Annotated in this window: 25 protein-coding genes; 17 read left to right on the forward strand and 8 right to left on the reverse strand. The window is 68.8% G+C overall.

Features of this window, described 5'->3' with window-relative positions; all coding sequences use genetic code 11:
- The first annotated feature begins 23 nt into the window (after nucleotides 1-23).
- The 7 genes from rsmD to mutM all read left to right on the forward strand — a co-directional run bounded on the left by rsmD (nucleotide 24) and on the right by mutM (nucleotide 5,101).
- Complete coding sequence (rsmD, locus tag OG709_RS26505) at nucleotides 24-608, forward strand: 16S rRNA (guanine(966)-N(2))-methyltransferase RsmD (protein WP_250297564.1); 585 nt, start codon at nucleotides 24-26, stop codon at nucleotides 606-608.
- Between the two features lie 26 nt (nucleotides 609-634).
- Nucleotides 635-1,117 (forward strand): pantetheine-phosphate adenylyltransferase, encoded by a 483-nt coding sequence (gene coaD, locus OG709_RS26510; protein WP_326695557.1) that lies wholly within the window; start codon nucleotides 635-637, stop codon nucleotides 1,115-1,117.
- A 96-nt stretch (nucleotides 1,118-1,213) separates the two neighbouring features.
- Nucleotides 1,214-2,329 (forward strand): cell division initiation protein, encoded by a 1,116-nt coding sequence (locus tag OG709_RS26515; RefSeq protein WP_329167803.1) that lies wholly within the window; start codon nucleotides 1,214-1,216, stop codon nucleotides 2,327-2,329.
- Between the two features lie 169 nt (nucleotides 2,330-2,498).
- Nucleotides 2,499-3,143, forward strand: coding sequence for a YceD family protein (locus tag OG709_RS26520; protein WP_250297612.1), 645 nt, complete (start codon nucleotides 2,499-2,501; stop codon nucleotides 3,141-3,143).
- Between the two features lie 2 nt (nucleotides 3,144-3,145).
- Entirely contained in the window at nucleotides 3,146-3,319 is a 174-nt protein-coding gene (gene rpmF, locus OG709_RS26525; protein WP_250297561.1) for a 50S ribosomal protein L32, read from the forward strand.
- A 19-nt stretch (nucleotides 3,320-3,338) separates the two neighbouring features.
- Entirely contained in the window at nucleotides 3,339-4,142 is an 804-nt protein-coding gene (gene rnc / locus OG709_RS26530) for a ribonuclease III (protein ID WP_250297559.1), read from the forward strand.
- A 98-nt stretch (nucleotides 4,143-4,240) separates the two neighbouring features.
- Nucleotides 4,241-5,101 carry a bifunctional DNA-formamidopyrimidine glycosylase/DNA-(apurinic or apyrimidinic site) lyase gene (gene mutM, locus OG709_RS26535; RefSeq protein WP_250297558.1) on the forward strand — a complete coding sequence of 287 codons (861 nt, stop codon included), beginning with the start codon at nucleotides 4,241-4,243 and terminating at the stop codon, nucleotides 5,099-5,101.
- Between the two features lie 64 nt (nucleotides 5,102-5,165).
- On the opposite strand, the gene OG709_RS26540 is transcribed toward mutM, so the two are convergent.
- The 4 genes from OG709_RS26540 to OG709_RS26555 all read right to left on the reverse strand — a co-directional run bounded on the left by OG709_RS26540 (nucleotide 5,166) and on the right by OG709_RS26555 (nucleotide 8,541).
- On the reverse strand, nucleotides 5,166-5,579 hold the full coding sequence (locus OG709_RS26540) for a winged helix-turn-helix transcriptional regulator (protein WP_250297557.1): 414 nt from the start codon (nucleotides 5,577-5,579) through the stop codon (nucleotides 5,166-5,168).
- Between the two features lie 183 nt (nucleotides 5,580-5,762).
- Complete coding sequence (locus tag OG709_RS26545) at nucleotides 5,763-6,755, reverse strand: DUF4145 domain-containing protein (RefSeq protein ID WP_329167806.1); 993 nt, start codon at nucleotides 6,753-6,755, stop codon at nucleotides 5,763-5,765.
- A 231-nt stretch (nucleotides 6,756-6,986) separates the two neighbouring features.
- A complete protein-coding gene (locus OG709_RS26550) occupies nucleotides 6,987-7,685 on the reverse strand; it encodes an HAD family hydrolase (RefSeq protein WP_329167808.1) in 699 nt (232 codons plus the stop codon).
- Nucleotides 7,675-8,541 (reverse strand): winged helix-turn-helix domain-containing protein, encoded by an 867-nt coding sequence (locus OG709_RS26555; RefSeq protein WP_329167810.1) that lies wholly within the window; start codon nucleotides 8,539-8,541, stop codon nucleotides 7,675-7,677. Before OG709_RS26555 ends, OG709_RS26550 begins: the two co-directional genes overlap by 11 nt.
- Nucleotides 8,542-8,723: 182 nt before the next feature.
- Between OG709_RS26555 and OG709_RS26560 the strand changes: the two genes are divergently transcribed.
- From OG709_RS26560 to OG709_RS26580, 5 genes are read left to right on the forward strand one after another with little or no spacing between them, the layout of a single operon-like run.
- Nucleotides 8,724-9,179 carry a hypothetical protein gene (locus OG709_RS26560; protein WP_329167812.1) on the forward strand — a complete coding sequence of 152 codons (456 nt, stop codon included), beginning with the start codon at nucleotides 8,724-8,726 and terminating at the stop codon, nucleotides 9,177-9,179.
- The gene (locus OG709_RS26565) at nucleotides 9,176-9,388 is read left to right on the forward strand and encodes a hypothetical protein (RefSeq protein ID WP_329167814.1); all 213 of its coding nucleotides are present in this window, start codon (nucleotides 9,176-9,178) and stop codon (nucleotides 9,386-9,388) included. The genes OG709_RS26560 and OG709_RS26565 overlap by 4 nt, the downstream gene beginning before the upstream one ends.
- Nucleotides 9,385-10,818, forward strand: coding sequence for a replication initiator protein RepSA (gene repSA, locus OG709_RS26570; RefSeq protein ID WP_443068552.1), 1,434 nt, complete (start codon nucleotides 9,385-9,387; stop codon nucleotides 10,816-10,818). The genes OG709_RS26565 and repSA overlap by 4 nt, the downstream gene beginning before the upstream one ends.
- Nucleotides 10,815-11,012 (forward strand): helix-turn-helix transcriptional regulator, encoded by a 198-nt coding sequence (locus tag OG709_RS26575; protein ID WP_329167816.1) that lies wholly within the window; start codon nucleotides 10,815-10,817, stop codon nucleotides 11,010-11,012. Before repSA ends, OG709_RS26575 begins: the two co-directional genes overlap by 4 nt.
- Nucleotides 11,012-12,247: a tyrosine-type recombinase/integrase gene (locus tag OG709_RS26580; RefSeq protein ID WP_329167818.1), complete on the forward strand. Its 1,236-nt coding sequence runs from the start codon at nucleotides 11,012-11,014 to the stop codon at nucleotides 12,245-12,247. Before OG709_RS26575 ends, OG709_RS26580 begins: the two co-directional genes overlap by 1 nt.
- 20 nt (nucleotides 12,248-12,267) lie before the next feature.
- Here the strand turns inward: OG709_RS26580 and OG709_RS26585 are convergent, their stop codons facing one another.
- On the reverse strand, nucleotides 12,268-13,173 hold the full coding sequence (locus OG709_RS26585; protein ID WP_329167819.1) for a CAP domain-containing protein: 906 nt from the start codon (nucleotides 13,171-13,173) through the stop codon (nucleotides 12,268-12,270).
- A 133-nt stretch (nucleotides 13,174-13,306) separates the two neighbouring features.
- Here OG709_RS26585 and OG709_RS26590 point away from each other — a divergent pair, with 133 nt between their 5' ends.
- The 4 genes from OG709_RS26590 to OG709_RS26605 all read left to right on the forward strand — a co-directional run bounded on the left by OG709_RS26590 (nucleotide 13,307) and on the right by OG709_RS26605 (nucleotide 19,889).
- Entirely contained in the window at nucleotides 13,307-13,588 is a 282-nt protein-coding gene (locus OG709_RS26590) for an acylphosphatase (protein WP_250297555.1), read from the forward strand.
- A gap of 372 nt (nucleotides 13,589-13,960) precedes the next feature.
- Complete coding sequence (locus tag OG709_RS26595) at nucleotides 13,961-14,176, forward strand: hypothetical protein (protein ID WP_250297553.1); 216 nt, start codon at nucleotides 13,961-13,963, stop codon at nucleotides 14,174-14,176.
- Between the two features lie 260 nt (nucleotides 14,177-14,436).
- On the forward strand, nucleotides 14,437-18,348 hold the full coding sequence (locus OG709_RS26600) for an AAA family ATPase (protein ID WP_329167823.1): 3,912 nt from the start codon (nucleotides 14,437-14,439) through the stop codon (nucleotides 18,346-18,348).
- A 125-nt stretch (nucleotides 18,349-18,473) separates the two neighbouring features.
- Entirely contained in the window at nucleotides 18,474-19,889 is a 1,416-nt protein-coding gene (locus OG709_RS26605) for a sugar porter family MFS transporter (protein WP_250297551.1), read from the forward strand.
- A gap of 28 nt (nucleotides 19,890-19,917) precedes the next feature.
- Here OG709_RS26605 and OG709_RS26610 read toward each other — a convergent pair whose 3' ends face one another.
- Together OG709_RS26610 and OG709_RS26615 are read right to left on the reverse strand one after the other, a co-directional pair.
- A complete protein-coding gene (locus OG709_RS26610) occupies nucleotides 19,918-20,898 on the reverse strand; it encodes an LLM class flavin-dependent oxidoreductase (RefSeq protein WP_250297550.1) in 981 nt (326 codons plus the stop codon).
- A gap of 61 nt (nucleotides 20,899-20,959) precedes the next feature.
- Nucleotides 20,960-22,420: a purine-cytosine permease family protein gene (locus OG709_RS26615; RefSeq protein WP_329167827.1), complete on the reverse strand. Its 1,461-nt coding sequence runs from the start codon at nucleotides 22,418-22,420 to the stop codon at nucleotides 20,960-20,962.
- A gap of 179 nt (nucleotides 22,421-22,599) precedes the next feature.
- On the opposite strand from OG709_RS26615, the gene ftsY reads away from it, so the two are divergent.
- Nucleotides 22,600-23,820 (forward strand): signal recognition particle-docking protein FtsY, encoded by a 1,221-nt coding sequence (gene ftsY, locus OG709_RS26620; protein WP_250297548.1) that lies wholly within the window; start codon nucleotides 22,600-22,602, stop codon nucleotides 23,818-23,820.
- Nucleotides 23,821-23,903: 83 nt separating this feature from the next.
- Here the strand turns inward: ftsY and OG709_RS26625 are convergent, their stop codons facing one another.
- Nucleotides 23,904-24,560: a bifunctional DNA primase/polymerase gene (locus OG709_RS26625; RefSeq protein ID WP_250297547.1), complete on the reverse strand. Its 657-nt coding sequence runs from the start codon at nucleotides 24,558-24,560 to the stop codon at nucleotides 23,904-23,906.
- Between the last annotated feature and the right edge of the window lie 102 nt (nucleotides 24,561-24,662).

Consider the following 24,662-nt stretch of genomic DNA (forward strand, 5'->3'; position numbering starts at 1 on the left):
TCCGCTCACCGAGAAGGACTGAGATGACCCGCGTGATCGCCGGTACGGCCGGCGGGCGCCGCCTCGCCGTTCCGCCGGGCAACGGCACCCGCCCCACATCCGACCGCGCGCGCGAAGGGCTCTTCTCGACCTGGGAAGCGCTCCTCGGCACCCTGGAGGGGACCCGGATCGCCGATCTGTACGCGGGATCCGGCGCCGTCGGTCTGGAGGCGCTCTCCCGCGGCGCGGTGCACGCCCTACTGGTCGAGGCCGACGTCCGGGCCGCGGCGACCGTCCGTGACAACGTACGCACCCTGGGTCTCCCCGGGGCGGAGGTACGGACGGGCAAAGCGGAGCAGATCGTGACGGGACCGGCGCCCGAAGCCCCGTACGACGTGATTTTCCTCGATCCCCCGTACGCCGTGACCGATGGCGATCTTCGCGAGATCCTGCTCACACTCCGTGCCCAGGGGTGGCTCAGCGGCGATGCCCTCGTCACGGTGGAACGGAGCACACGAGGCGGAGAATTCAAGTGGCCCAAGGGTTTTGAGCCTTTGCGGGCCCGTCGCTACGGCGAGGGCACGCTTTGGTACGGTCGCGCCGCCTTTACGTGCGAAGACGCACGATGACCGGACCCGGGAACGAGGGACTTCAGTTGCGCCGCGCCGTCTGTCCGGGGTCGTTCGACCCCATCACCAATGGACACCTCGACATCATCGCCCGAGCGTCGAAGCTGTACGACGTCGTACATGTGGCCGTGATGATCAACCAGTCGAAGCAGGGTCTGTTCTCCATCGACGAGCGGATCGAGCTGATCCGTGAGGTGACCGCCGATCTCGGGAACGTCGAGGTCGAGTCCTTCCACGGCTTGCTCGTCGACTTCTGCAAGCAGCGCGACATCCCGGCCATCGTGAAGGGGCTGCGTGCCGTCAGCGACTTCGACTACGAGCTTCAGATGGCCCAGATGAACAACGGGCTCTCCGGTGTCGAGACGCTGTTCGTCCCCACCAATCCCACCTACAGCTTCCTCTCGTCCAGTCTGGTCAAAGAGGTCGCGACCTGGGGCGGAGACGTCTCGCACCTGCTGCCGTCGCTCGTCCACGAGGCCCTGGTGCAGCGCCTCGGCGAGAAGCGATGAACTGACCATGCGTCACCCGGTGTCGGGCGGGCGCCGACTGGCCGTACAGTCGTCCCCGTCCGTCTCCAGGCCGGAAGAACAGGTGGCGAGCACACGGTGGACGTGCAGAAGAAACTCGACGAGATCGTCGACACGGTCGGCAGCGCCAGGTCCATGCCCATGTCGGCCTCCTGCGTGGTCAACCGCGCCGAGTTGCTGGCGATGCTCGAAGAGATGCGCGAGGCCCTGCCGGGGTCCCTGGCGCAGGCACAGGAACTGATCGGCGGCCGCGAGCAGATGGTCGAGGAGGCCCGTATCGAGGCCGACCGGATCATCGAGGCGGCCCATGCCCATCGCGGCTCCCTGATCTCCGACACGGAGGTCGCCCGGCAGTCCCAGGACGAGGCCGACCGCGTCCTCGCGGAGGCCCGCCGGGACGCCGAGGAGATCCGCGCCGAGGCCGACGACTACGTCGACTCCAAGCTGGCGAACTTCGAGGTCGTCCTCACCAAGACCATCGGCTCCGTCGACCGCGGGCGCGAGAAGCTGCTCGGCCGCGGCCCGGGTCTGGACGAACAGGGGTACGAGGACCCGGAGGCCCCGGAGCGCAGTCACGACCCGGAGACGCTCAGGGAGCGGGCCGACGAGTACGTCGACACCAAGCTGGGCGCCTTCGAGGCCGTACTGGCCAAGACGCTCGAAGCGGTGGGGCGCGGCCGGCAGAAGCTGCACGGCCGGGTCGCCTCCGACGAGCTCGGTGTGCACATGGCCGAGCAGGACGAGATGGGCCACCGGCACAGCAGCGACGCGGACTTCCTGTCGGACCTGGCCGAGCCGCAGCCGGCCGTTCCGGCTCAGCAGCCCGCGTCGATGCCCGCGCCGCTGGCGGCCCAGGCGCAGCCGGAGGCCCTTCCGCAGCGGCAGACCGAAGTCCCGGCCCAGCAGACGTACGACCCGTACGGCTATCAGCAGCCCCAGCAGCCCCAGCAGCCCCAGCAGCCCCAGCAGCAGGACCCCTACGCGTACCAGCAGCAGTACGGATACCAGCAGGACCCGTACGGCTATCAGCAGCCCCAGCAGCAGGACCCCTACGCGTACCAGCAGCCCGAGCAGATCCAGCCGCAGCAGCTCCCGCAGCAGGCCCCGCAGCAGAGCGCCCTCGACGAGACCAGCCTCTTCGACACGAGCATGATCAACCTCGATCAGCTCCGCGAGTACGAACAGGGACGCTAGGAGCTTTCCGGTCCCGAAGGGGCCGATTGGGTCTATGGCGGCCGGTCCAGTATCCTGGCTCTTCGGTCGCCCGTATCTCCGCGATCCGTGCTGCCCGTTCCGATGGTCTCCGGACGGTTTCCGACGTGGCGGCGCCCTATTCTTCAGCGATCCGAAAGCAGGAAGAGCCCTGAACGCCCGCCTCGACCACCGCAACCCCCTCGTGTTCGACACACACGAGCTGGGTCGGCGTCCCGGTGCGCTCCAGCGGCTCACCCGCTCGGTCGCAGCCCCCAAGGATTTCGGTATCGAAGGGGTCATCGGAGTGCCCGAGGGCGCTCCGGTCGAAATCCAGCTCCGCCTTGAGTCGGTCATGGACGGGGTGCTTGTCACAGGCACCGCCCGTTCATCCGCCAAGGGGGAGTGCGTAAGGTGTCTGGAGCCGCTGGAGCGAGAGCTCGAAGCGGATTTCCAGGAGATGTTCTCGTACCCCGAAGCCGACGACCGGGGCCGCAGCAAGAAGGCGGACCCGGCTGACAGTGCCGACGACGAGGACGAGGAAATCACCCCACTTGAGGACGGCTTGTTCGACCTCGAACCCGTGCTGCGTGATGCGGTGGTGCTCGCACTGCCGATGCAGCCGGTGTGCCGGGAGGATTGCGCCGGCCTGTGTTCCGAATGCGGAATCAGGCTGGACGACGAACCCGGTCACCACCATGACGCCGTCGACGCACGTTGGGCGGCGCTGCAGGGACTCGTCGGGACCGGCCAGGTCGACGAGAAGGACAACGTTGACGGCGCCGAGCCTGGCGTCGACGAGAAGCAGGAGAAGTAGCCGTGGCTGTTCCGAAGCGGAAGATGTCGCGCAGCAACACGCGCCACCGCCGGTCGCAGTGGAAGGCTGCGGTCCCCACCCTGGTTACGTGTGAGCGTTGCCAGGAGCCGAAGCTCCAGCACATCGCGTGCCCGAGCTGCGGCACCTACAACAAGCGCCAGGTCCTCGAGGTCTGAGCGGCTGGTGAGAGGCGCAATGTCTGACGTCAACAAGACGGACAATGCCTCGTCCCACACGCTTCTGGAAGGGCGGCTCGGGTACACACTCGAGTCCGCCCTTCTGGTGCGTGCGCTGACCCACCGTTCGTACGCGTACGAGAACGGCGGTCTGCCCACCAACGAGCGACTGGAGTTCCTCGGGGACTCCGTGCTCGGCCTGGTGGTCACGGACACGCTCTATCGCACCCACCCCGATCTCCCGGAGGGCCAGCTGGCCAAACTCCGGGCCGCGGTGGTCAACTCGCGTGCGCTCGCAGGGGTCAGCCGTGGGCTCGAACTCGGTCTCTTCATCCGGCTCGGCCGCGGTGAAGAAGGCACGGGCGGGCGGGACAAGGCGTCCATTCTCGCCGACACCCTGGAAGCGGTGATCGGCGCCGTCTATCTCGATCAGGGCCTCGAAGCGGCATCGGAGCTGGTGCACCGGCTTTTCGACCCCCTCATCGAGTTGTCCTCCAACCTCGGCGCGGGCCTGGACTGGAAGACCAGTCTTCAGGAACTCACCGCAAGCGAAGGTCTCGGGGTTCCGGAGTACCTGGTCAGTGAGACCGGTCCGGACCACGAGAAGACCTTCACCGCTGCTGCTCGCGTCGGTGGTGTCTCGTACGGCACCGGCACCGGCCGCAGCAAGAAGGAAGCGGAACAGCAGGCGGCGGAATCCGCGTGGCGTGAGATCAGCGCCGCGGCGGAAGAGCGTGCGGTGGCGGCCAGGACCGCTGCCGACGCCCCCGAAGAGGACGCCGACACCTCTTCGGCCCCTGCCGCCGGTACGGCTTCGGCCTGACGCCGGTTCTTTCCCCGCCCGTCCCCTCACGGGGGCGGGCGGTTCCGCATGCACCGGCCATCGTCGCGTTGACCGGCCAGACCTTCGGAGGATCAGTCGTGCCCGAGTTGCCCGAGGTGGAAGTCGTCCGGCGCGGGCTGGAGCGCTGGGTCACCGACCGTACCGTCGCCGAGGTGCAGGTGCTGCACCCTCGTGCCGTACGCCGTCACACCGCGGGCGGCGAGGACTTCGCGGCGGCGCTGCGGGGCCATCGGTTCGGGGTGGCGAGCCGACGGGGGAAGTACCTCTGGCTGCCGCTGGCGGACACCGACTCCTCGGTCCTCGGCCATCTCGGGATGAGCGGACAGCTCCTCGTGCAGCCCGAGGACGCCACCGACGAGAAGCATCTGCGGATCCGTATCCGGTTCGACGACACCCTGGGCACCGAGCTGCGCTTCGTCGACCAGCGCACGTTCGGCGGGCTCTCCCTGCACCCCAACACCGCGGACGGGCTGCCGGACGTCATCGCGCACATCGCCCGCGATCCGCTGGACGAGAAGTTCGACGACGCCGCGTTCCACACGGCGCTGCGCCTGCGCCGTACCACCATCAAACGCGCTCTGCTCGACCAGTCGCTGATCAGCGGGGTGGGCAACATCTACGCGGACGAGGCGCTCTGGCGCTCGCGCCTGCACTACGAGCGCCCCACCGCCACCCTCACCCGCCCGCGCACCGCGGAACTCCTCGGTCACGTACGGGATGTGATGAACGAGGCGCTCGCTGTCGGCGGCACCAGCTTCGACAGCCTCTACGTCAACGTGAACGGTGAATCGGGCTACTTCGAACGGTCGCTGGACGCCTACGGGCGCGAGGACGAACCATGCCGCCGCTGTGGCACCGCCATGCGCCGCCGCCCCTGGATGAACCGGTCGAGCTACTTCTGCCCGCGCTGCCAGCGCCCACCGGCCGGCTCGCTCTAGAAGGCTCCGGCTAGAAGGCTCCGACCTGCTGGAATCCAGTGAGTGAGCTTCGGGCCCCGGAACGCTACGCGCGCTCCTGCGGATCGCCGTGCGCCGAGTCGTACCGCCCGCGTGCTGTGAGTACTTCGTCCATCCGCCCCTCGACGAGCTCGATCAGCCCGAGCAGCCGCTCCGCGACATCGTGGCCCAGGGCCGTGAGTTCGTAGTCGACGCGGGGCGGATTGGTCGGCTGCGCCTCGCGGTGCACGAGGCCGTCACGTTCCAGCGCGTGCAGCGTCCGGGAGAGCATCTTCTCGCTGATGCCGTCGACGCGCCGGCGCAGCTCGTTGAAGCGCAAGGGGTGCTCGTGCAGGGCGCCGACCGTCAGGCTGCCCCAGCGGCCCGTGACGTTCTCCAGGGTGCCGCGCGAAGGGCACGCTCTGGCGAACACGTCGAACGGCAGGTCGGCGGCGCTGTCGTCGCGAACCGTGCTTTCCATACGGCCAGCCTACTGCGGTACCGCGCCGCGGTTCAGAAGCCGAAGAAGTGACGGTGCGGGTTCGCAGCCTGCGGACTTCTTGACGATCAATGCTGTGACCTGCGGCTGGGGTGTCGATGGGTGTCAACGTTGGTCATCGCTGTGCGGCCGCGGACGGCCCACAGACGGCCCGCACCGTCATACCTAGCTGGAAGACTTATCCTCCGAAGCCTTTGTGCGACGCTGCTGGAATTCGTCGTACTTGGCGGTGAAGACGTAGATGTAGTCAAGAAGCGCTTCGGCGAGTTCTAGAGCGTCCTGGGCGTCCTCCCGGCCCAATGCTTCCTTGCTGAAGTGGGCTCCTTGGTTGCCGAGCACGCGCAGTGCTTGCGCCCAGTCGAAGAGACGCCCCTCGATCTTTTTTGCGTCACGCAGCTCACCCAGCGCAGCAAAAAGCGCCTTCTTGCCTGTTCCCTGGTCGAAGCACATGCCCTCAAGAGTGCGTCGGACCATAACGGCAGTGGCGGTGTACAACTTGGCGCTGAAGCAGGCCCGAGCCTCGCGCATTTCGCGGGCTATCGGTAGGGGGATGCTCGGGCTCAGCGGTCCTGTAGCACTGCTAGGCCATTCCTGCGTCGGGCTTGTCCAGCCCCAGTGGCCACCAGCCACCATCTCTGACATCTGCATGAGTAGCTGAGGGTTTCGGCACCCGTCGCACGACACAAGTGTGTAGAGCAGAGGCTCGAACCCCTCATCGCCCTCGGGCGCCAGCGTATAAGTTCCTCGCTGGGTGCTCAGTGTGTGCCCGTCGCAGCGAGGACACTCGATCAACATCGGTGGTAAGGGGGCGGCCCCCCACCCATTCGCGGTCGTCATTCTTGGGAGACTAGCGGGGTGTCCAGTCGCTTGTGTCCTCAATGGCAGAGGTTGCCGGGTGCAGCGTCGACGGGGTCTCAGAGGCCGAGCCCAGCTCCGAAACCCACCACTCACCTCAGCTCCCATCCCGTCCGCCTTCGACCCACACACCGTGGAGCGGGCGTGGTTCAGGGCGTCAAGGTGGAGCGCGCCACTGTACGAACGACCTTGACGCCCTGGGCCGCGACTGCTCGGCTCTGCCTGGGTCGAAGGCGGACGGGATGGGAGCCCCACAACGCTCACAACGCTCCGGCCGGCACCCGCGAACGGCGCCCCTCCCATCCCGGAGTCTGAGCGCCCCCGCCGGAGGCATGTCCTTGAGCCGCGGGCTTGGTTCTCGTCTCATGCCCTCCGGGCCTATCCACTGCGGGCGCGCGTCGGCGGCGGCAGCGACGAGCGGGCCGAAGGCAGGAGCGCGGGAGCGGCCAGAGCCGGGAAGCGCGCCCGGCGGAGCGGAGCGCAGCCGGGTGCCTTGATGAGGTAGAGAAACCTGTAACCCGGCCTGCGCGCTGGCTAGGAGATCTGCTCGGCGGAGAGGGCGTCCGCGATGGCCTGCATCTCATGGGTGATGGCGTTGGCACCCAGAGAAGCGAACGTCTCGGCCTTGGTGGGCTTGTTGGCGTAGCCGATCACGCTGGCTCCAGCAGCTCGCGCAGCTTGGATGTCAGTCACTGAGTCACCGATCAGAGCGCATACAGAGACGTCTACGTGCATCAGTTCAGCGGCGTGTATCAGCGGATACGGGTTCGGCTTCATGAGATGCGGCTGCTCGGATGGGCGGCCCACGATCTCGGCGACGTATCCCCCCAACCCATGACGGTCCAAGAAGGCCTTTACACATTGGGCAGAGTTGTTGCTCACCACCGCAATCCCTCGGTTGGACTTCCTAGCTGCCAGCAGCGCAGCCACAGAACCCGGCGTCGGAGCTCCAGCAACCTCAACCGCCCGAACCTCTGCTGCCGTTAGGGCCTGCTCGATCCTCTGGCCCAAGGCTGCATCCGCCTCGTGGGCAATGCTGAGTACCTCGATGGGGTCGGTCGTTCCCATCGCCTTCGCCGCCGCAGCTCCATCTTCAGCCGAAAGCAGCCCCGCCAGCTCGCTGGCAACTTGCGGTGCCGGCAGTCCGGCGAACACGTCGCAGAGAGGCCCGTCGAAGTCGAACAACAGGACACGGGCTCCGATGAGCGCCTGGCTGAGAGGGTCAGTGGGCATCGAGATCGAAGTCCCTTCCGATGGTTCCCCACACGCTGTCGAACCACATGCCAGCCTGCTGCACCTGTTGGGCGCCGCTGGAGGATGCACCATCGTTGAGGGAGTGGTGGAACAGCACAGTGTCCTTGCCCACCAAGTCGTAGATCTCGATGGTTTCGCCTTGGGCGACGACCTTGTTGGGCCGGATCGGGTAGTACCCGAAGAAGGCGTCCTCGCCGTTGATGACGTACAGCTTGAAGAAGGGCGTCCCGCTGTGGACGCGCACCTGGATGCGGGTTTCTGAGACGAGGCCCAGGTGCTTCAGCTCAGCGACGGAGTCACGGATGCTGCGGGTGTAGCTGATCATGATCTCCCGCATACGGTCGCGGAGACGCTGATCATCCTGGCCGTCCGTCATCCGGACCGGCGCGGCCTGGGGCACCGACATGTCCGGGACGAGTATCCGCATGGTGATGCTCTGCGGCGTCAGCCTGCCTACTCGGATCTTGTCCAGTGGCTCTTGGAGTGCACCATGCAGGGTTTCGCTGGAGAACCCAGCGAAGTCGATGGTGACCTCATCCCGGCTGAACGCCTGCTCTACATACGGGCGAAGACCAGAGGGACGCTCGGTGCGGTTACGGACGTAGACCCCGCTGCCCTTTCGGGAGATGACAAGGCCCTCGTCCTCCAAGTCCCGCAAGGCCCGTTGGATCGTGGCCCGCGCGAAGCCGTACAGCTCGGTTAGCTCCTTGTGGGAGGGGAGCTTCTCTCCGGGGGCGATTCGACGGGTGCGGATGGCGGCGCTCAGGCTGCTTGCCACCTGCTCGTACGGCGGTCGGTCGTCGTCTGGATCCAACGGGTCGGGAACGTAGGTCATTTCTCGATGGTAGGTGACCGGAGGCGGACTAGGACAGTCATGTCAGCCAAGTTGTTGACATGGCTAGCCATGCTCTCTAACTTGGGACATGGCCAACCAAGCTAGTCAGGTTGGTCACGTCGGGGCGGCACCCTACGGCCAAGCAGATGTGCCGCCCCTCGTCCCCTGAGGGAGCTTCCATCATGCATGCAACACTCTTAGCTGCGCGTACCAGTCCGGACACCTCCGCTGAGCGTGACTTGCGCACAACCTTGCGGATGACGGGTGCTGAACGGACGGTCGCGCTGTACGCCTCGGACATGCCCACGGGCTTCTCCTGGTCGAGGGGCATCACACCGCAGGTGATCGCCTGGGTCATGCAGGGCGTTGACCGCCTCGGCTTCGACGACGTGTACCGCTCCGGTGTGGAGGCGCAGCACTACAGGGTTCTGCGTCTGGCCGGTCAGGTCTCGGCAGCGGCGCGGCGCTGGTTTCGTGGTCGTTTCCCCGACCGTGCGCGGCTGGACTGTGTGGAGCAGGCCAACGCCATGCTGACCTTCCGCCTGGGCGACTACGAGCCGGTCTCCGGCTACGTCGGGGACGACACTTTCCGGGTGTATCGCGCCTACGGCGATGACGTGGACGAGGTGGGCGTGTGACCGCCTTCCCCGATGACGCCCTGCACGCGGCTGAGTGGGCGGACGAGAGGCGTACCGAGCAGATCGGCATGTACCTCGACGCTCATGACGTCCGCCCCTACACCCGGTTCTTCACCGTGATCGATGACGCCCACTACGCCGAGGAAGACGCCAAGGTGCGCGGGCTCTACCCGCCGATCGGGCACGGCTACCCGAGGGAGGACCAGTGACGGTCTTCCCCGTCGAGCCGTCGGCCGTGGCCGGTACTGCTGCGGTCGTGGGCACCGACCCCCTGACCCTGGCCGACCTCCTACGCGTCGCCAATGCCCCCGGCTTCGACCGGTGGCAGGAACAGGTTCGCCGTACCGGTGGCTGCTCGGACCCGATCCACCTGGAGGGCATGACCACGACCCGCGACGCGAAGTCGGGGCAGGTGCTCTACTCCTACAGCACCCAGGGCGAGCCCGGCGGACGGCTGCGGGTGGCCTGCGGCAACCGTCGCGCCTCCCGGTGCCCCTCCTGCGCCTGGACCTACGCCGGAGACACCTTCCACCTGATCCGCGCCGGACTGACCGGCGACGTGAACAAGGGCACCCCGGTCACCGTGCGCACGCACCCCAAGGTCTTCGCGACCCTCACCGCCCCGTCGTTCGGCCCGGTCCACAACCGCCCCACCAAGGGCGCCTGCCGATGCGGCACCGACCACGCCGATGGCTCCCCGCTGCTGGGCTCGGCGCTGAACCCGGCCACGTACGACTACGCGGGTGCGGTGCTGTGGAACAACCACGCCGGAGACCTGTGGCGGCGCTTCACCATCTACCTCCGACGGGAGGTCGCCGCCCGCGCCGGCCTCTCCCAGAAAGCCTCGGCCAAGGAGTGCCGGATCTCCTTCGGGAAGGTCGCGGAGTTCCAGAAAAGGGGCGCGGTCCACTTCCACGCGATCGTCCGACTTGACGGACCCGACGGCCCCGACACGACCCCGCCGCCCTGGGCCAGCGTCGGCCTGCTGTCGGACGCGATCCAGGCGGCTGCTGCCCGCGTGAGCGTGCCCGTCCCACCTTCGGGCGAGCAACCGGCCCGGACCCTGCGGTGGGGTGCTCAGGTAGACGTACGGCCGATCGGCTCGGACAACGCGAACGACGACCTGACCGAACAGGCCGTGGCCGCGTACGTCGCGAAGTACGCCACCAAGGCAGCCGAGACGACCGGCACCGTGGACCGGCGCATCGGAGAGCTGGCCGAACTCGACAAGCTCACCGACCTCCCCGACCACGCCCGGTGCCTGATCGAAGCGTGCTTCGACCTGGACGACGCCTACCCCGAACGCAAGCTCTGGCAGTGGGCCCACATGCTCGGCTTCCGCGGCCACTTCTCCACCAAGTCCCGCCGCTACTCGACCACCCTCGGCGCCCTGCGCCAGGTCCGGGCCGACTTCCGCGCCCGCCAGGAACGCCGCGAACGGGGCCTGCCCGACTCGGACGACTCCCCGGAGGGCTCCACACTCACCCTCGCCCACTGGACCTACGCCGGACACGGCCACACCCCCGGCGAATCCTGGCTCGCCGCCACCATCCACCGCGACATCCACACCAACCGCGAGACCGCCCGCGAAGCACGCGCCGAACTCGAAGACGTCGACGGACCGGAGGTGTGGGCATGAGGCGGCCGCTCCCCGATCGCTACCTGACACCGCTCGATCTGGCTGACCTCCTCGGCGTTCCGGTCGAGACGGTCTATCAGTGGCGGCGCAAGGACACCGGGCCCCGTGGCTTCCGCGTCGGCCGGCACCTCCGCTACGACCCCGAAGACGTCCGCGTGTGGGTCGCCGCACTGATGGACAAGGAGGCTGTCTGATGGCCGGACACATCCAAGACCGCTGGTATAAGACCGAGCCGGGGCCGAAAGGCAAGACGGTCAAGGTTGCGACCGAACGACATGGAGTCGGTCTGCGTTACCGCGCCCGCTACGTCGGTCCCGATGGCAGCGAGAAGTCCAAGAGCTTCCCGGACAAGCAGAAGCGCAAGGCTGAGACCTGGTTGGCGAACATCGAGGCCGACATGTCCCGTGGCGACTACATCGCTCCTGAGGCTGGTAAGGCCACTTTCGAGCAGTACGCCACGAAGTGGATGAAGACGCAGATGACCGACCCCTCCACTCGGGAGTCTGTCGAGATGCGGTTGCGTCTTCACGCGCTCCCGCACATCGGCAAGCGCCCCATCGGTTCGTTCAACCCGACACACATTCGACTGTGGATGCGGATCCTTGAGGACGCGGGGCTCTCGCCTGCGTATCGGCGCGGCATCTTCGCTCACGTCTCGACCGTCTTCACGGCCGCTGTCGAAGACCGGGTGATCCGGGCCAATCCATGCAGCGCAAGGTCTGTGAAGGCTCCCCGCCTCGACCCGCGCAAGGTCAAGCCTTGGTCTGGTGATCAGGTCAAGGCTGTGCGGGCTGTCCTGCCTGAGCGGTATCGGGCGCTTGTCGACCCCGCCGCCGGGTGCGGTCTTCGACAGGGGGAGGTGTTCGGCCTGGCTGTCGAGGATGTCGACTTCCTCGGCGGTGTCGTGCATGTGGTCCGACAGGTGAAGCTTCTGCGCAACCGGCCCGTGTTCGCACCGCCCAAGGGTGGCAAGGAGCGGGAGGTTCCCCTGCCGGAGTCCATCGCCTTCGCGTTGGCCGGCCACCTCACGCAGTACCCGGCGGCGGAGGTCACCTTGCCCTGGAAGTCTTTGGACGGCCCGCCGGTTACCGCTTCTCTGATCTTCCGGAGCCCTGAGGGCTTTTCCCTGAACCGGAATCGCTTCAACGACCGGCAGTGGCGCCCTGGTCTCCGTGCTGCCGGTATCGCCAACGGGAGGGATAACGGGATGCACGCGCTACGGCACTTCTATGCATCCGTGCTGTTGGACGCCGGGGAAAGCATCAAGGCCCTGAGCGAGTACCTCGGCCATCACGATCCGGGCTTCACGCTGCGGACCTACACGCACCTCATGCCGGCCAGTCAGACGCGTACGCGAGCAGCCGTGGACGCAGTGTGGGCCGCCCCGGTCGCCAATGACGGCCCCGAGACGGCCCACGAGAGTTCATAGGTCGCTGACCTGCGGAATTCTTAGAAGCCGAAGTCCTGGGTCCACCAGGGACCGCCGGACCCGAAGTGCACGCCGACGCCCAGCGTCTTGAAGTCGCAGTTGAGAATGTTCGCGCGGTGGCCCGGACTGTTCATCCACGCGTTCATCACCGCGGTGGCGTCGCTCTGCCCCTTCGCTATGTTCTCGCCGCCCAGACCCGTGACCCCGGCCTTGTCGGCCCGGTCCCAGGGGGTGGCGCCGTCGGGGTCGGTGTGGTCGAAGAAGCCGCGCGCCGCCATGTCGTCGCTGAAGGCCCCGGCCAGCGCGGCGAGGTCGCCGTCGGCCTGTACGGGCCGGCAACCGGCCTGCGCCCGCTGCTGGTTGACCAGGCTCAGCACCGCTGCCGCCGCAGCGCTCTCGGAGCTGGTCGCTGCCCGGGGCCGCGCGGACTCCGTACGCTCGGGCGTCGCAGTGGTGGTACGGGTCGGGGCGGCGCTGTGCGCCGCGGCCCCGCTGCTCTGCTTCGCCTTCGGGCCGGTCCGCTCCGAGGGGGAATCCGAGGGCGAACCGGAGGCCTTCTCCTTACGTGGCGACGGAGCGGCCGACGGCGCGTGGGCGGAGGCCGAGCCGGTCGGGGCGGAGGGGGTGCCCGATGTAGGTGTGGCGGACGATCCGCCCTGCGTCTGGAGGTCCGGCACCCCGTCGGCGCGCACCTGGTCACTGCCGCCGGAACCGCCCACCGTGTAGGTGTCCCCGCCGGGCAGCAGCCCTGATGCCATGGCCACGGCGCCGACCGCGACGGCGGCCGACACCCCCAGCAGCCCGGCGCGTACGGGCGTGGCCTTCCGCTCCTTGCGGCGCGCGCGGCCGTGGTGCGAGCTGTCCGGGGCCGCCGGGTGGTCAGGGGCGGGCGCCGGTACGGCGGCAGAGCGACGATGGCGTCCCACAGGCGGTGCCTTCCTCAAGCTCGACGTCAACGAAATTCACCCGTACGGGTGAGGCGCATTGGGTCGGGACTGTAGTCCATGAGGCGTGGGGGCGAGGTGCGGGTGAGCCGATTGGCCGGTTAGCGTTTCGGCTATGAACGAAGATGCACGGCTTACCGCCTGGGTGCGCGGCAAGGTCCAGGGAGTGGGGTTCCGCTGGTTCACCAGGGCCAATGCGCTGGAGATCGGTGGCCTCACCGGATTCGCCCTCAATCTGGAGGACGGCAGAGTGCAGATCGTGGCCGAGGGCCCGCGCGAGAAGTGTCACCTTCTGCTGGAGTGGCTGAGGTCGTCCGACACACCCGGCAGAGTCGACGGTGTCACTGAGATCTGGGACACTCCGCGCGGTGGGTACGCGACCTTCGCGATCCGCTGACCCGGCCGGGGCGCGCCGGACGGACCATCTGCCCCTGGCATATACGTAAGGCAGAAAATGCCTGGTGGTTGCCAAGAAGCGCACTCCGTGCCAGGCTGCGGCGGTAGCGATGATCTCCACGCCCTCAGGGCCCCGCAGGAGAGCCGCACCGCAGGTCGCCCTGCCGTGCGCCCCCGGGTCTGCCCTTCGATACGGGCTGTGATCGTGTTGACCGTCAAACTTTTTGGTGAGACCCTGGAAGCCCCGCGCACCTCAGCTGCTTGGCAGTAGGAAAACGCAGAGACTCTAGAGGCTGCCGAGTACCGCGGGTGCGATTCCCCCTATGACCCGCCACTTCTCCGGTCGGTCACTCAGTGTGGAGGACCATCCATCATGGCAAAGGCGCTTCTCGGTTACGTCGGCGGTTCCGACCCGCGACTTCTCTCCGAGATGCGACGGCTTCAGCAGCGCGTCCAGGACCTCGAATCCGAGCTCGTACGGATTCAGTCCGAGAACGACGCGCTGGCCGCCGCTGTTCAGCACCACGGAGACTCGTTGCTCGACGGTATCGACATCGACGTACCCCACGCGGAGCCTGCGCTCACCTGACCGAAGCCTCACAAAGGAAGCCCCACAAGGGACGGTCGGGCTGATCCGTCAGCCGCTTGAGATCCAATGCGCAAGGATATGCAAGGGACGCTTCGGCGTCCCTTCTTTCTGCTCACTCTCCCCCGCTTGCCGATGGCCGCATCACGCAGACGCGGACTTCCCCCGCTGTACATCGCTTCGTCGCGCGTACGTCCTTTACCGTCTGATGTGCCCTGCACCTTCGTGGGTGAAACCGACAGCGAAAGGTAGAGTCCGGCGGCGTGCACCTCAAGGCCATGACCCTGCGCGGGTTCAAATCCTTTGCCTCGGCCACCACACTGCGGTTCGAGCCGGGCATCACCTGCGTCGTGGGGCCCAATGGATCAGGTAAATCCAATGTGGTCGACGCGCTTTCCTGGGTCATGGGCGAGCAGGGGGCGAAGTCGCTGCGCGGCGGCAAGATGGAAGACGTGATCTTCGCCGGGACGACCGGCCGGCCGCCGCTGGGACGCGCCGAGGTCTCGCTCACCATCGACAACTCGGACGGCGCGCTGCCCATCGAGTACGCCGAAGTCACGCTCACCCGGATCATGTTCCGCAACGGTGGCAGCGAATACCAGATCAACGGCGACACCTGCCGGCTGCTCGACATCCAGGAATTGCTCTCGGATTCCGGTATCGGCCGTGAGATGCACGTCATCGTCGGGCAGGGCCAGCTCGACTCCGTCCTGCACGCCGACCCGATGGGGCGGAGAGCCTTTGTCGAAGAGGCGGCGGGCGTGCTCAAGCACCGCAAGCGGAAAGAGAAGGCGCTGCGGAAGCTGGACGCGATGCAGGCCAACCTCGCGCGTGTCCAGGACCTGACCGATGAACTGCGGCGCCAGCTCAAGCCGTTGGGGAGGCAGGCCGCGGTCGCCCGGCGCGCCGCCGTCATCCAGGCCGATCTGCGCGACGCCAGACTGCGGCTGCTTGCCGACGACCTGGTGACGATGCGGGAGGCCCTGCGCACCGAGATCGCCGACGAGGCCGCGCTGAAACAGCGCAGGGAGACGGCCGAGGCGGCGCTGAAGGCCGCGCTGTCCCGCGAGGCAGGCCTGGAGGACGAGGTGCGGCGGCTGGCGCCACGGCTCCAGCAGGCCCAGCAGACCTGGTACGAACTGTCGCAGCTGGCCGAACGGGTGCGTGGCACCGTCTCGCTCGCGGACGCGCGCGTGAAGAGCGCGTCCGCCGCCCCGGACGAGGAGCGGCGGGGGCGCGACCCCGAGGAGATGGAGCGCGAGGCCGCCAGGATCCGGGAGCAGGAGGCCGAACTGGAGGCCTCGCTCGAATCGGCGGAGCGCGCGCTGGAGGACACCGCCGCCCACCGGGCCGATCTGGAGCGGGACCTGGCGGCCGAGGAGCGCAGGCTCAAGGACGCGGCGCGGGCCATCGCCGACCGGCGCGAGGGTCTCGCCCGGCTGCACGGGCAGGTCAACGCGGCCCGCAGCAGGGCGGGTTCGGCCCAGGCCGAGATCGACCGGCTCGCCGAGGCACGGGACGGGGCGCAGGAACGGGCCGTCGCCGCGCAGCAGGAGTACGAGCAGCTCAAGGCCGAGGTGGACGGCCTCGATGTCGACGACCGGGAGCTGGCCGACCGGCACAGCGCGGCGAAGACCGCCCTCGTGGAAGCCGAGGCCGGGCTCACCGCCGCCCGGGAGGCGGCGACGGCCGCCGAGCGCAAGCGCGCCGCGGTGGCGGCCAGACGCGAGGCGCTGGCGCTGGGGCTGCGTCGCAAGGACGGTACGGGCGTCCTGCTGGGAGCCGAGGACCGGCCCGAGGGTTTGCTGGGTCCGGCCGCCGAACTGCTGACGGTGACGGCCGGGTACGAGGTCCCGGTGGCGGCGGCACTGGGCGTCGCCGCCGACGCGCTCGCTGTGCGCGACCCGGCCACGGCCGCGGACGCGATCCGGCTGCTGCGGAAACGGGACGCGGGGCGGGCGACGCTGCTGCCCGGTACGGCCGCGGCGCCGCAGGAGAACCGGGTGAACGGGCTTCCCGGCCAGGCCGCAGGGGAGAGCGGAGCACCCGCGGCCGACGCCGTGATCCCGTCCCCGTCCCCGTCCCCGTCCTCGTCCCCGTCCTCGTCCTCGTCCCTGTCCTTGTCCTCTTCCCCGGACACCGTCCCCGGACAGCACACGGCACCCGACGGCCCGGCGCCGGTGGCACTTCCCGGGCAGGCCGGCGGGGACACATCTGGCGCCGTGGCGCGCGTGGCGGGGACCGACGGCGCAGGCAGGGGCCGCACGGAGCCACCGTCCGACGGGCTGTCCGGCGAACCGTCCGCAGGGACGTCCGCCGAGCTGTCGGGCGAACCGGCGCAGCACCCCCGCAGCACCGTCCCGCTCGTCGCGCCCCTCGCCGTGGATCTCGTCGACGGGCCCGCCGGGCTACTGCCCGCCGTACACAGGCTGCTGCGGGACATCGTGGTCGTAGGGACGCTGGAGGACGCCGAGGATCTGATCGCCGCCCGTCCCGGACTGACCGCGGTCACCGCCGAGGGAGATGTCCTCGGGGCGCACTTCGCGCACGGCGGGTCCGCGGGCGCGCCCAGTCTGCTCGAAGTCCAGGCGTCCGTCGACGAGGCCGCCGCCGAACTGGCCGATCTGGCCGTGCGGTGCGAGGAACTGGCGGCGGCCCAGCACACCGCGGGCGAGCGTCGTACGGAGTGTGCGGCCCTCGTCGAGGAACTGGTGGAGCTGCGGCGCGCCGCCGACCGGGAGAAGTCCGGTGTCGCCCAGCAGCTCGGGCGGCTGGCCGGGCAGGCGCGCGGTGCGGCGGGCGAGGCCGAGCGGTCGGCGGCGGCTGCTGCCAAGGCGCAGGACGCGCTGGAGCGTGCGACCGGTGAGGCCGAGGAACTGGCCGAGCGGCTGCTGGTGGCCGAGGAGGCGAGCCCCGTCGGGGACGAGGAGCCGGACACCTCCGTACGGGACCGGCTGGCCGCCGACGGCGCCAACGCCCGGCAGACCGAGATGGAGGCGCGGCTCCAGGCCCGTACGCACGAGGAGCGCGTGAAGGGGCTCGCGGGGCGGGCCGAGTCACTCGACCGGGGAGCGCGCGCCGAGCGGGAAGCGCGGGCGCGGGCCGAGCAGCGCCGGGCCCGGCTGCGTCAGGAGGCCGAGGTGGCGTCGGCCGTCGCGGACGGCGCCCGGCAGTTGCTCGCCCATGTCGAGGTGTCCCTCGTACGGGCCGAGCAGGAGCGGGCCGCGGCCGAGGCCGCGAAGGCCGGGCGCGAGCAGGAACTGGTGGCCGAGCGGAACCGCGGCCGGGACCTCAAGGGCGAGCTGGACAAACTCACCGACTCGGTCCACCGCGGCGAAGTGCTGGGCGCCGAGAAGCGGCTGCGGATCGAGCAGTTGGAGGAGAAGGCCCTGGAGGAGCTGGGTGTGGAACCGGCCGGTCTGGTGGCGGACTACGGGCCGGGCCAGCCGGTACCGCCGTCCCCGGCCGCGGAGGGCGAGGAGTTGCCCGACGACCCGGACCACCCGCGGAACCAGCCCGTGCCGTTCGTCAGGGCCGACCAGGAGAAGCGGCTCCGGTCGGCCGAACGGGCGTATCAGCAACTCGGGAAGGTGAATCCGCTCGCCCTGGAGGAATTCTCGGCCCTGGAGGAGCGGCACAAGTTCCTCTCCGAGCAGCTGGAGGACCTGAAGAAGACCAGGGCCGACCTGTTGCTGGTCGTGAAGGAGGTCGACGAGCGGGTCGAACAGGTCTTCACCGAGGCGTACCGCGACACCGCCCGCGAGTTCGAAGGGGTCTTCGCACGTCTCTTCCCCGGCGGCGACGGGCGGCTGGTCCTGACCGACCCCGACAACATGCTGACCACCGGCATCGACGTCGAGGCCAGGCCCCCGGGCAAGAAGGTCAAGCGCCTCTCGCTGCTGTCCGGCGGGGAGCGTTCGCTGACCGCCGTGGCCCTGCTGGTGTCGATCTTCAAGGCCAGGCCGAGCCCCTTCTACGTGATGGACGAGGTCGAGGCCGCGCTGGACGACACCAATCTGCAGCGGCTGATCAGGATCATGGAGGAGCTCCAGGAGAGTTCCCAGCTGATCGTGATCACTCATCAGAAGCGGACGATGGAAGTGGCCGACGCGCTCTACGGCGTTTCCATGCAGGGCGACGGGGTGTCCAAGGTCATCAGCCAGCGCCTGCGCTGAGAGGACAGCGTCCGGCGGGCTCTCCACCTGCCGGTCCGCCGAGTGGTGACCTCCCGGAAGCTGTGACCAACTGGAGGGGCTCGTACCCCCATGCCCGTCCTAGCGGACGTGCCCGAGGAGTTCATGTGACCAGCACGGCGACACCGCAGCCCGGGGGCAGTCCGGCTGCCACGGAGCACCTCGCGCACGTCATCTTCATCACCGCGGCTGCCGCCATGGGCGGGTTCCTCTTCGGTTACGACAGCTCTGTGATCAACGGTGCGGTCGAGGCCATCCAGAGTCGCTACGACATCGGGTCCGCCACCCTGGCCCAGGTCATCGCCATCGCGCTGATCGGCTGTGCGATCGGCGCTGCCACCGCGGGCCGCATCGCCGACCGCATCGGACGGATCCGGTGCATGCAGATCGCGTCGGTGCTGTTCACCATCAGCGCCATCGGCTCCGCGTTGCCCTTCGCTCTCTGGGACCTGGCCATGTGGCGGATCATCGGCGGCTTCGGTATCGGGATGGCCTCGGTGATCGGTCCCGCCTACATCGCCGAGGTCTCACCGCCCGCCTACCGCGGCCGGCTCGGGTCCTTCCAGCAGGCGGCGATCGTCATCGGTATCGCCGTCTCGCAGCTCGTCAACTACGGCATCCTGCAGGCGGCCAACGGCAACCAGCGCGGACAGCTGCTGGGCGTCGAGGCCTGGCAGGTGATGCTCGGCGTCATGGTCATCCCGGCCGTCATCTACGGTCTGCTCTCCTTCGCGATCCCCGAGTCCCCGCGCTATCTGATCTCGGCGGGCAAGGAGGCGCGGGCCAAGCAGGTGCTGGCCGACGTCGAGGGCACGGACATCGATCTGGACGCCCGCGTGGCCGAGATCGAGCACGCCATGCGGCGCGAGCACAAGTCGACCTTCAAGGACCTGCTCGGCGGCGGCTTCTACTTCAAGCGGATCGTCTGGATCGGTATCGGCCTCTCCGCCTTCCAGCAACTCGTCGGCATCAACGTGGCCTTCTACTACTCGTCGAGGCTGTGGCAGTCGGTCGGCATCGACCCGACGACCTCGTTCTTCTACTCGTTCACGACGTCGATCATCAACATCATCGGCACCGTCGTCGCGATGATCTTCGTCGACAGGATCGGCCGCAGGCCGCTCGTGCTGATCGGTTCCGTGGGCATGGTCATCGGACTCGCGCTGGAGGCCTGGGCCTTCTCGTACCACCTGGTCCACGGCAAGCTGCCGACCGCCCAGGGCTGGGTCGCCCTGATCGCGGCCCACTGGTTCGTCTTCTTCTTCGCGATGTCCTGGGGTGTGGTCGTCTGGGTGCTGCTCGGCGAGATGTTCCCCAACAAGATCCGGGCCGCCGCCCTGGGTGTGGCCGCGTCCGCCCAGTGGATCGCCAACTGGGCGATCACGGCCAGCTTCCCGAGCCTGTCCGACTGGAACCTCTCCGCGACGTACGTCATCTATACGTTCTTCGCGGCGCTCTCGATCCCGTTCGTGCTCCTGTTCGTGAAGGAGACCAAGGGCAGGACGCTGGAGTCCATGGGCTGACCGCAGCGCCCCCTCTCCGCCACCCTGCTCAGCTCTTCAGCCGGGGCAGTACCTGTTCGGCGAACAGCTGGAGGCTGCGCCGGCCCTCGTCCACCGGCATTCCTCCGCACAGCGGATGCAGGACCAGGCTGTCGGCGCCGGACTCGGCCAGCGCCACGCACGCGTCGGGTGTGACGACCCGGTAGATCCCTTCGGCGCGCAGTTCCGCCACGGTGTCCGCCGACGAACGCACTGCGGACCGGATGTCCTTGGACTGCCAGGAGGAGTACGTCCGCGCCTCGTGCAGGAAGTGCTCGCCGTACTCGGCCCAGACCCGGTCCGGGTCCTCGGCCACGTGCAGCAGCGGGACCTCCGCCGCGGGCATCATGCAGAACCCGTCGGTGCCGTGCTCGGCGCGCTGTTCGTGGTAGTACGCCTCCAGCTCGGGCAGATGCGCGCTCGGGAAGAGCGGCAGCCCCAGCCGGGCCGCCCGGCGGGCCGCCGCCCGGGACGAGCCGCCGACGAGCAGCAGCGGATGGGGCTGTGTGTACGGACGCGGAGTGACCCGGACGGTGCGCCCCCGGTACTCGAACGGTTCGCCGGTCCAGGCGTTCAACAGGGTTTCCAGCAGCTCGTCCTGGAGTTTCCCGCGCCTGCCCCACTCGGCGCCCAGCTGCGCGTACTCCTCCTGCCGGTACCCGATGCCCGCGACCGTCACCAGGCGGCCCGCACTGATCAGATCCAGTACCGCGATGTCCTCCGCGAGCCGCAGCGGGTCGTACAGCGGGCCGATGATCGCCGAGACGGTGACCGCGATCCGGCGGGTGGCGCCGAAGACGGAGCCCGCGAAGACGAAGGGGGAGGGCAGCCAGTTGTTGGCGACGCCGTGGTGTTCCTCGGTCTGGACGGTGTCGATGCCGTGGCCGTCCGCGTACACGGCCATCTCCAGGGCGGCCCGGTAGCGGGTCGAGAGGGACTCGGGAGTCGCCCGGGGATCGACGAGATTGAACCTGACGACTGTGAAGGCCATGACGGGAAGTCCCCCTTCGCCGGGTGGGAGCTGGCGAAGGGGGACGGTAGCTGACGTAGCGTCAGATGGGTAGGGTCGCGGGCTCACGGTCCGCGTCAGGCCCGCTGACGTCCGCCTTCGGCTTCGGGAGTACGGCGTAGAGCGCGGCCGAGACCAGGATGGTGACCACCCAGCCGAGGCCGTTGCGGCCGAGCCAGCTGTCCGCGAACGGTCCGCTGAACCACGCGGAGTCCGCGGTGCCCGCCCGGGTGAACAGCATCCCGGTGATCAGCGCGGCGAGCCAGGCGCCGACGGCGGCGGGGCTGAACCCGCCCCGGTACCAGTAGGCGCTGGTCCGGGTGGTGTCCATCAGGGCCACCGCGTCGTACCTGCGTCCGCGCAGCATGTCCGCGCCGAACACCCCTATCCAGGCGGAGAAGGCCACGGCGAGCAGGGAGAGGAATGCGATGAAGGAGCCCAGGAAACTGGTGGCCGCCAGCATCAGCACCAGCCCGAGCACCACGCTGATCACGGCGTTCACGGAGACCGCCCAGGCGCGGGGGACCTTGATGCCCAGCGTCAGCGCGGTGAAACCGGCCGAGTACATCGACATCGCGTTGATCAGGACCATGCCGACCAGGGCGATCAGCAGATACGGCACCGCGATCCACATCGGCAGGACCTTGCCCAGGAAGGAGACCGGGTCGGCAGCGCCCGCGAGGTCCGGGGTGGAGACCGCCATCACGGCGCCCATCAGCACCATCGGCAGGACGACGATGCCCGCGCCGCCGATCGACGCGCCGATCATGCCCGCGCCGGAGGAACGCCGCGGCAGGTACCGCGCGAAGTCCGGGCCCGACGGGACCCAGCTGAGACCGCCCGCGGCGATCAGGCCGATACCCGCGACCAGCGACGCGGTGGTACCGGCGGGCTTGGCGAACACGGCCGACCAGTCGGTGTCGGCGATCAGATAGACCAGCACCAGGGCGGAGAAGGCCCCGAAGAGATATGTGGACCACTTGTTGCACACGTGCAGGGCGTTGATGCCGAGGCCCGAGATCAGGAACGTGGCGGCGACGAACAGCACCAGGGTCACGACGATCAGCGGGGTGCTGCTGTGGATGCCGAAGCAGATGTCCAGCACGGTCAGCAGCGCGTACGCACCGGTCACCGCATTGATCGTTTCCCAGCCCCAGCGGGCGATCCAGATCAGCGAACCGGGCAGCAGATTGCCGCGCTGTCCGAAGACCGCACGCGACAGCGCCATGCCGGGAGCGCCGCCGCGCTTTCCCGCGATGCTGATGAAGCCGACCAGCCCGTAACTGATCACCGGGGCCGCGAAGGCGACGATCAGCGCCTGCCAGAAGTTCAGTTTGTCGGCGACCACCAGACTCGCGCCCATGGCGAGCAGCAGCACGCTGATATTGGCGGCGACCCAGGTCGGAATGAGATCGCGGACACGGCCTTTGCGTTCGCTGTCCGGGACCGGTTCGAGACCGCGGGTTTCCACCGCGCCTTCGGTAACGTCGGAGGCGTGGGGCATGGGGGGCTCCGTGCAGGCGTGAGGGGGAATGGGGGAGGTGACGCGCGTAGAAGGCGACATCATCGTAGGGGCGCCGCGAATTTTTCACATAGAGGATTTAGTCCCTTGTGTGATCCTGCGAAGGCTCGTGCGGCCGGGCTGTGAATGATCGCTGACCGGTGACTGATACTGGGTGGGTTATGGAAATCGTCATCCTTGCTGTAGTCATCGCCCTGGTCGCTGTCGGCGCGATCAGCGGGCTCGTGGTCAGCAGCCGCAAGAAGAAGAAGCAGCTGCCCACGGCACCGCCGAGTGCGCCGACCATCACAGCGCCCGCCGAACCGCAGGTCGGCGAGGAAGCTGCCCCACCGCGCGACGAGTCGCGCCGCACCATCGAAGAGGTGGAGCTCCCGACGGCCGACGAGGCCGCAGGGACGCCCGTCGCCGTCGAGGACCCGGTCGTCGCGGAGCCACTGGCTCCGCAGATCGAGATCCCGGAGCCCACCGAGGGCCGTCTCGTACGGCTGCGCGCCCGGCTCGCCCGCTCGCAGAACTCGCTCGGCAAGGGACTCCTCACCCTGCTCTCCCGGGACAACCTCGACGAGGAGACCTGGGAGGAGATCGAGGACACCCTGCTCACCGCGGATGTCGGTGTCGCGCCGACCCAGGAACTGGTCGAGCGGCTGCGCGAGCGGGTCAAGGTCCTCGGCACCCGTACACCGCAGGAGCTGCGCACCCTGCTGCGTGAGGAACTGCTGAACCTGCTCGGTACGGACTTCGACCGCGCGGTCAGGACCGAGAGCGGTCTGGACACCCCGGGTGTCGTGATGGTCGTCGGCGTCAACGGCACCGGCAAGACCACCACCACCGGCAAGCTCGCGCGCGTGCTGGTGGCCGACGGCCGCAGCGTGGTGCTCGGCGCGGCCGACACCTTCCGGGCCGCCGCCGCGGATCAGCTCCAGACCTGGGGTGACCGGGTCGGGGCGCGTACCGTGCGCGGTCCCGAGGGCGGCGACCCCGCGTCCATCGCCTTCGACGCGGTGAAGGAAGGCATCAAGGAAGGTGCGGACGTCGTCCTCATCGACACCGCGGGACGGCTGCACACCAAGACCGGGCTGATGGACGAGCTCGGCAAGGTCAAGCGCGTCGTGGAGAAGCACGGCCCGCTGGACGAGGTGCTGCTCGTACTGGACGCGACGACCGGGCAGAACGGCCTGGTGCAGGCGCGGGTGTTCGCGGAGGTCGTGGCGATCACCGGCATCGTGCTGACCAAGCTGGACGGCACCGCCAAGGGCGGCATCGTGATCGCGGTCCAGCGGGAACTCGGCGTACCGGTGAAGCTGGTCGGTCTCGGTGAAGGACCGGACGACCTGGCGCCGTTCGAGCCGGAGGCGTTCGTGGACGCCCTGGTCGGAGACTGACATCCGTCGCACGAAGGCCCCGTCGCACGGTGCGGCGGGGCCTTTTCCGTACCCCTTCGCCAAGCCGGGCCGTGCCGGGCTGATCAGGCGGACAACTGGCGGTGGCAGATGTACGCCAGGGTGCCGAGCAGCAGCCGGGCCTGCGGCGGGCCACCGGCCGTCTCCAGCGACGGCGGGCGCAGCCAGCGGGCCGGGCCGAGCCCCGCGTGGTGCGACGGCGGGGCGGTGATGTGGTCCCCGGGACCCAGGCAGTGCAGATCGAGGTCCGCGTCGTCCCAGCCCATGCGGTAGAGCAGTTCGGGGAGTGCGCGGGCGGCCCCGGGAGCGACGAAGAACTGGGCGCGTCCGTCCGGTGTGGCACTGACCGGGCCCAGGGGGAGCCCCATCCGCTCCATCCGGACCAGGGCCGTGCGCCCGGCGGGTTCGGCGACGTCGATGATGTCGAAGCGGCGGCCGACTGGCAGAAGGACCGCAGCGCCCGGCGTCTCGGACCAGACTCTGGTGGCCTCGTCGAGTGTGGCCCCGGCCGGAACCTCCGGGGTGAATCCGAGCGGGTGGGCGCCCGGCGAGGCGCACAGCGGGTCCCCGCAGGAACAACTCCCGGACACGGCGCGAGCGCCCGGGACCACGTCCCAGCCCCACAGTCCGGTGAACTCGGCCACGGCCGTACCCTCCGGTGTGCGGCTGCGACGCCGTGTGCCGGAGCGGATGTCCCGGATGCCGCCGATGGTGAAGCCCATGCCCCCTCCAACAGGTCGAACTCGTCGGTGGTTACGACCTGGAGTCTCTCCGTCACTCTACGTCGCAAACACCCTGGTCCCGGCGGTGTGGAGTGACGAGGG

This window comes from Streptomyces sp. NBC_01267 (assembly GCF_036241575.1).
Lineage (GTDB): Bacteria > Actinomycetota > Actinomycetes > Streptomycetales > Streptomycetaceae > Streptomyces.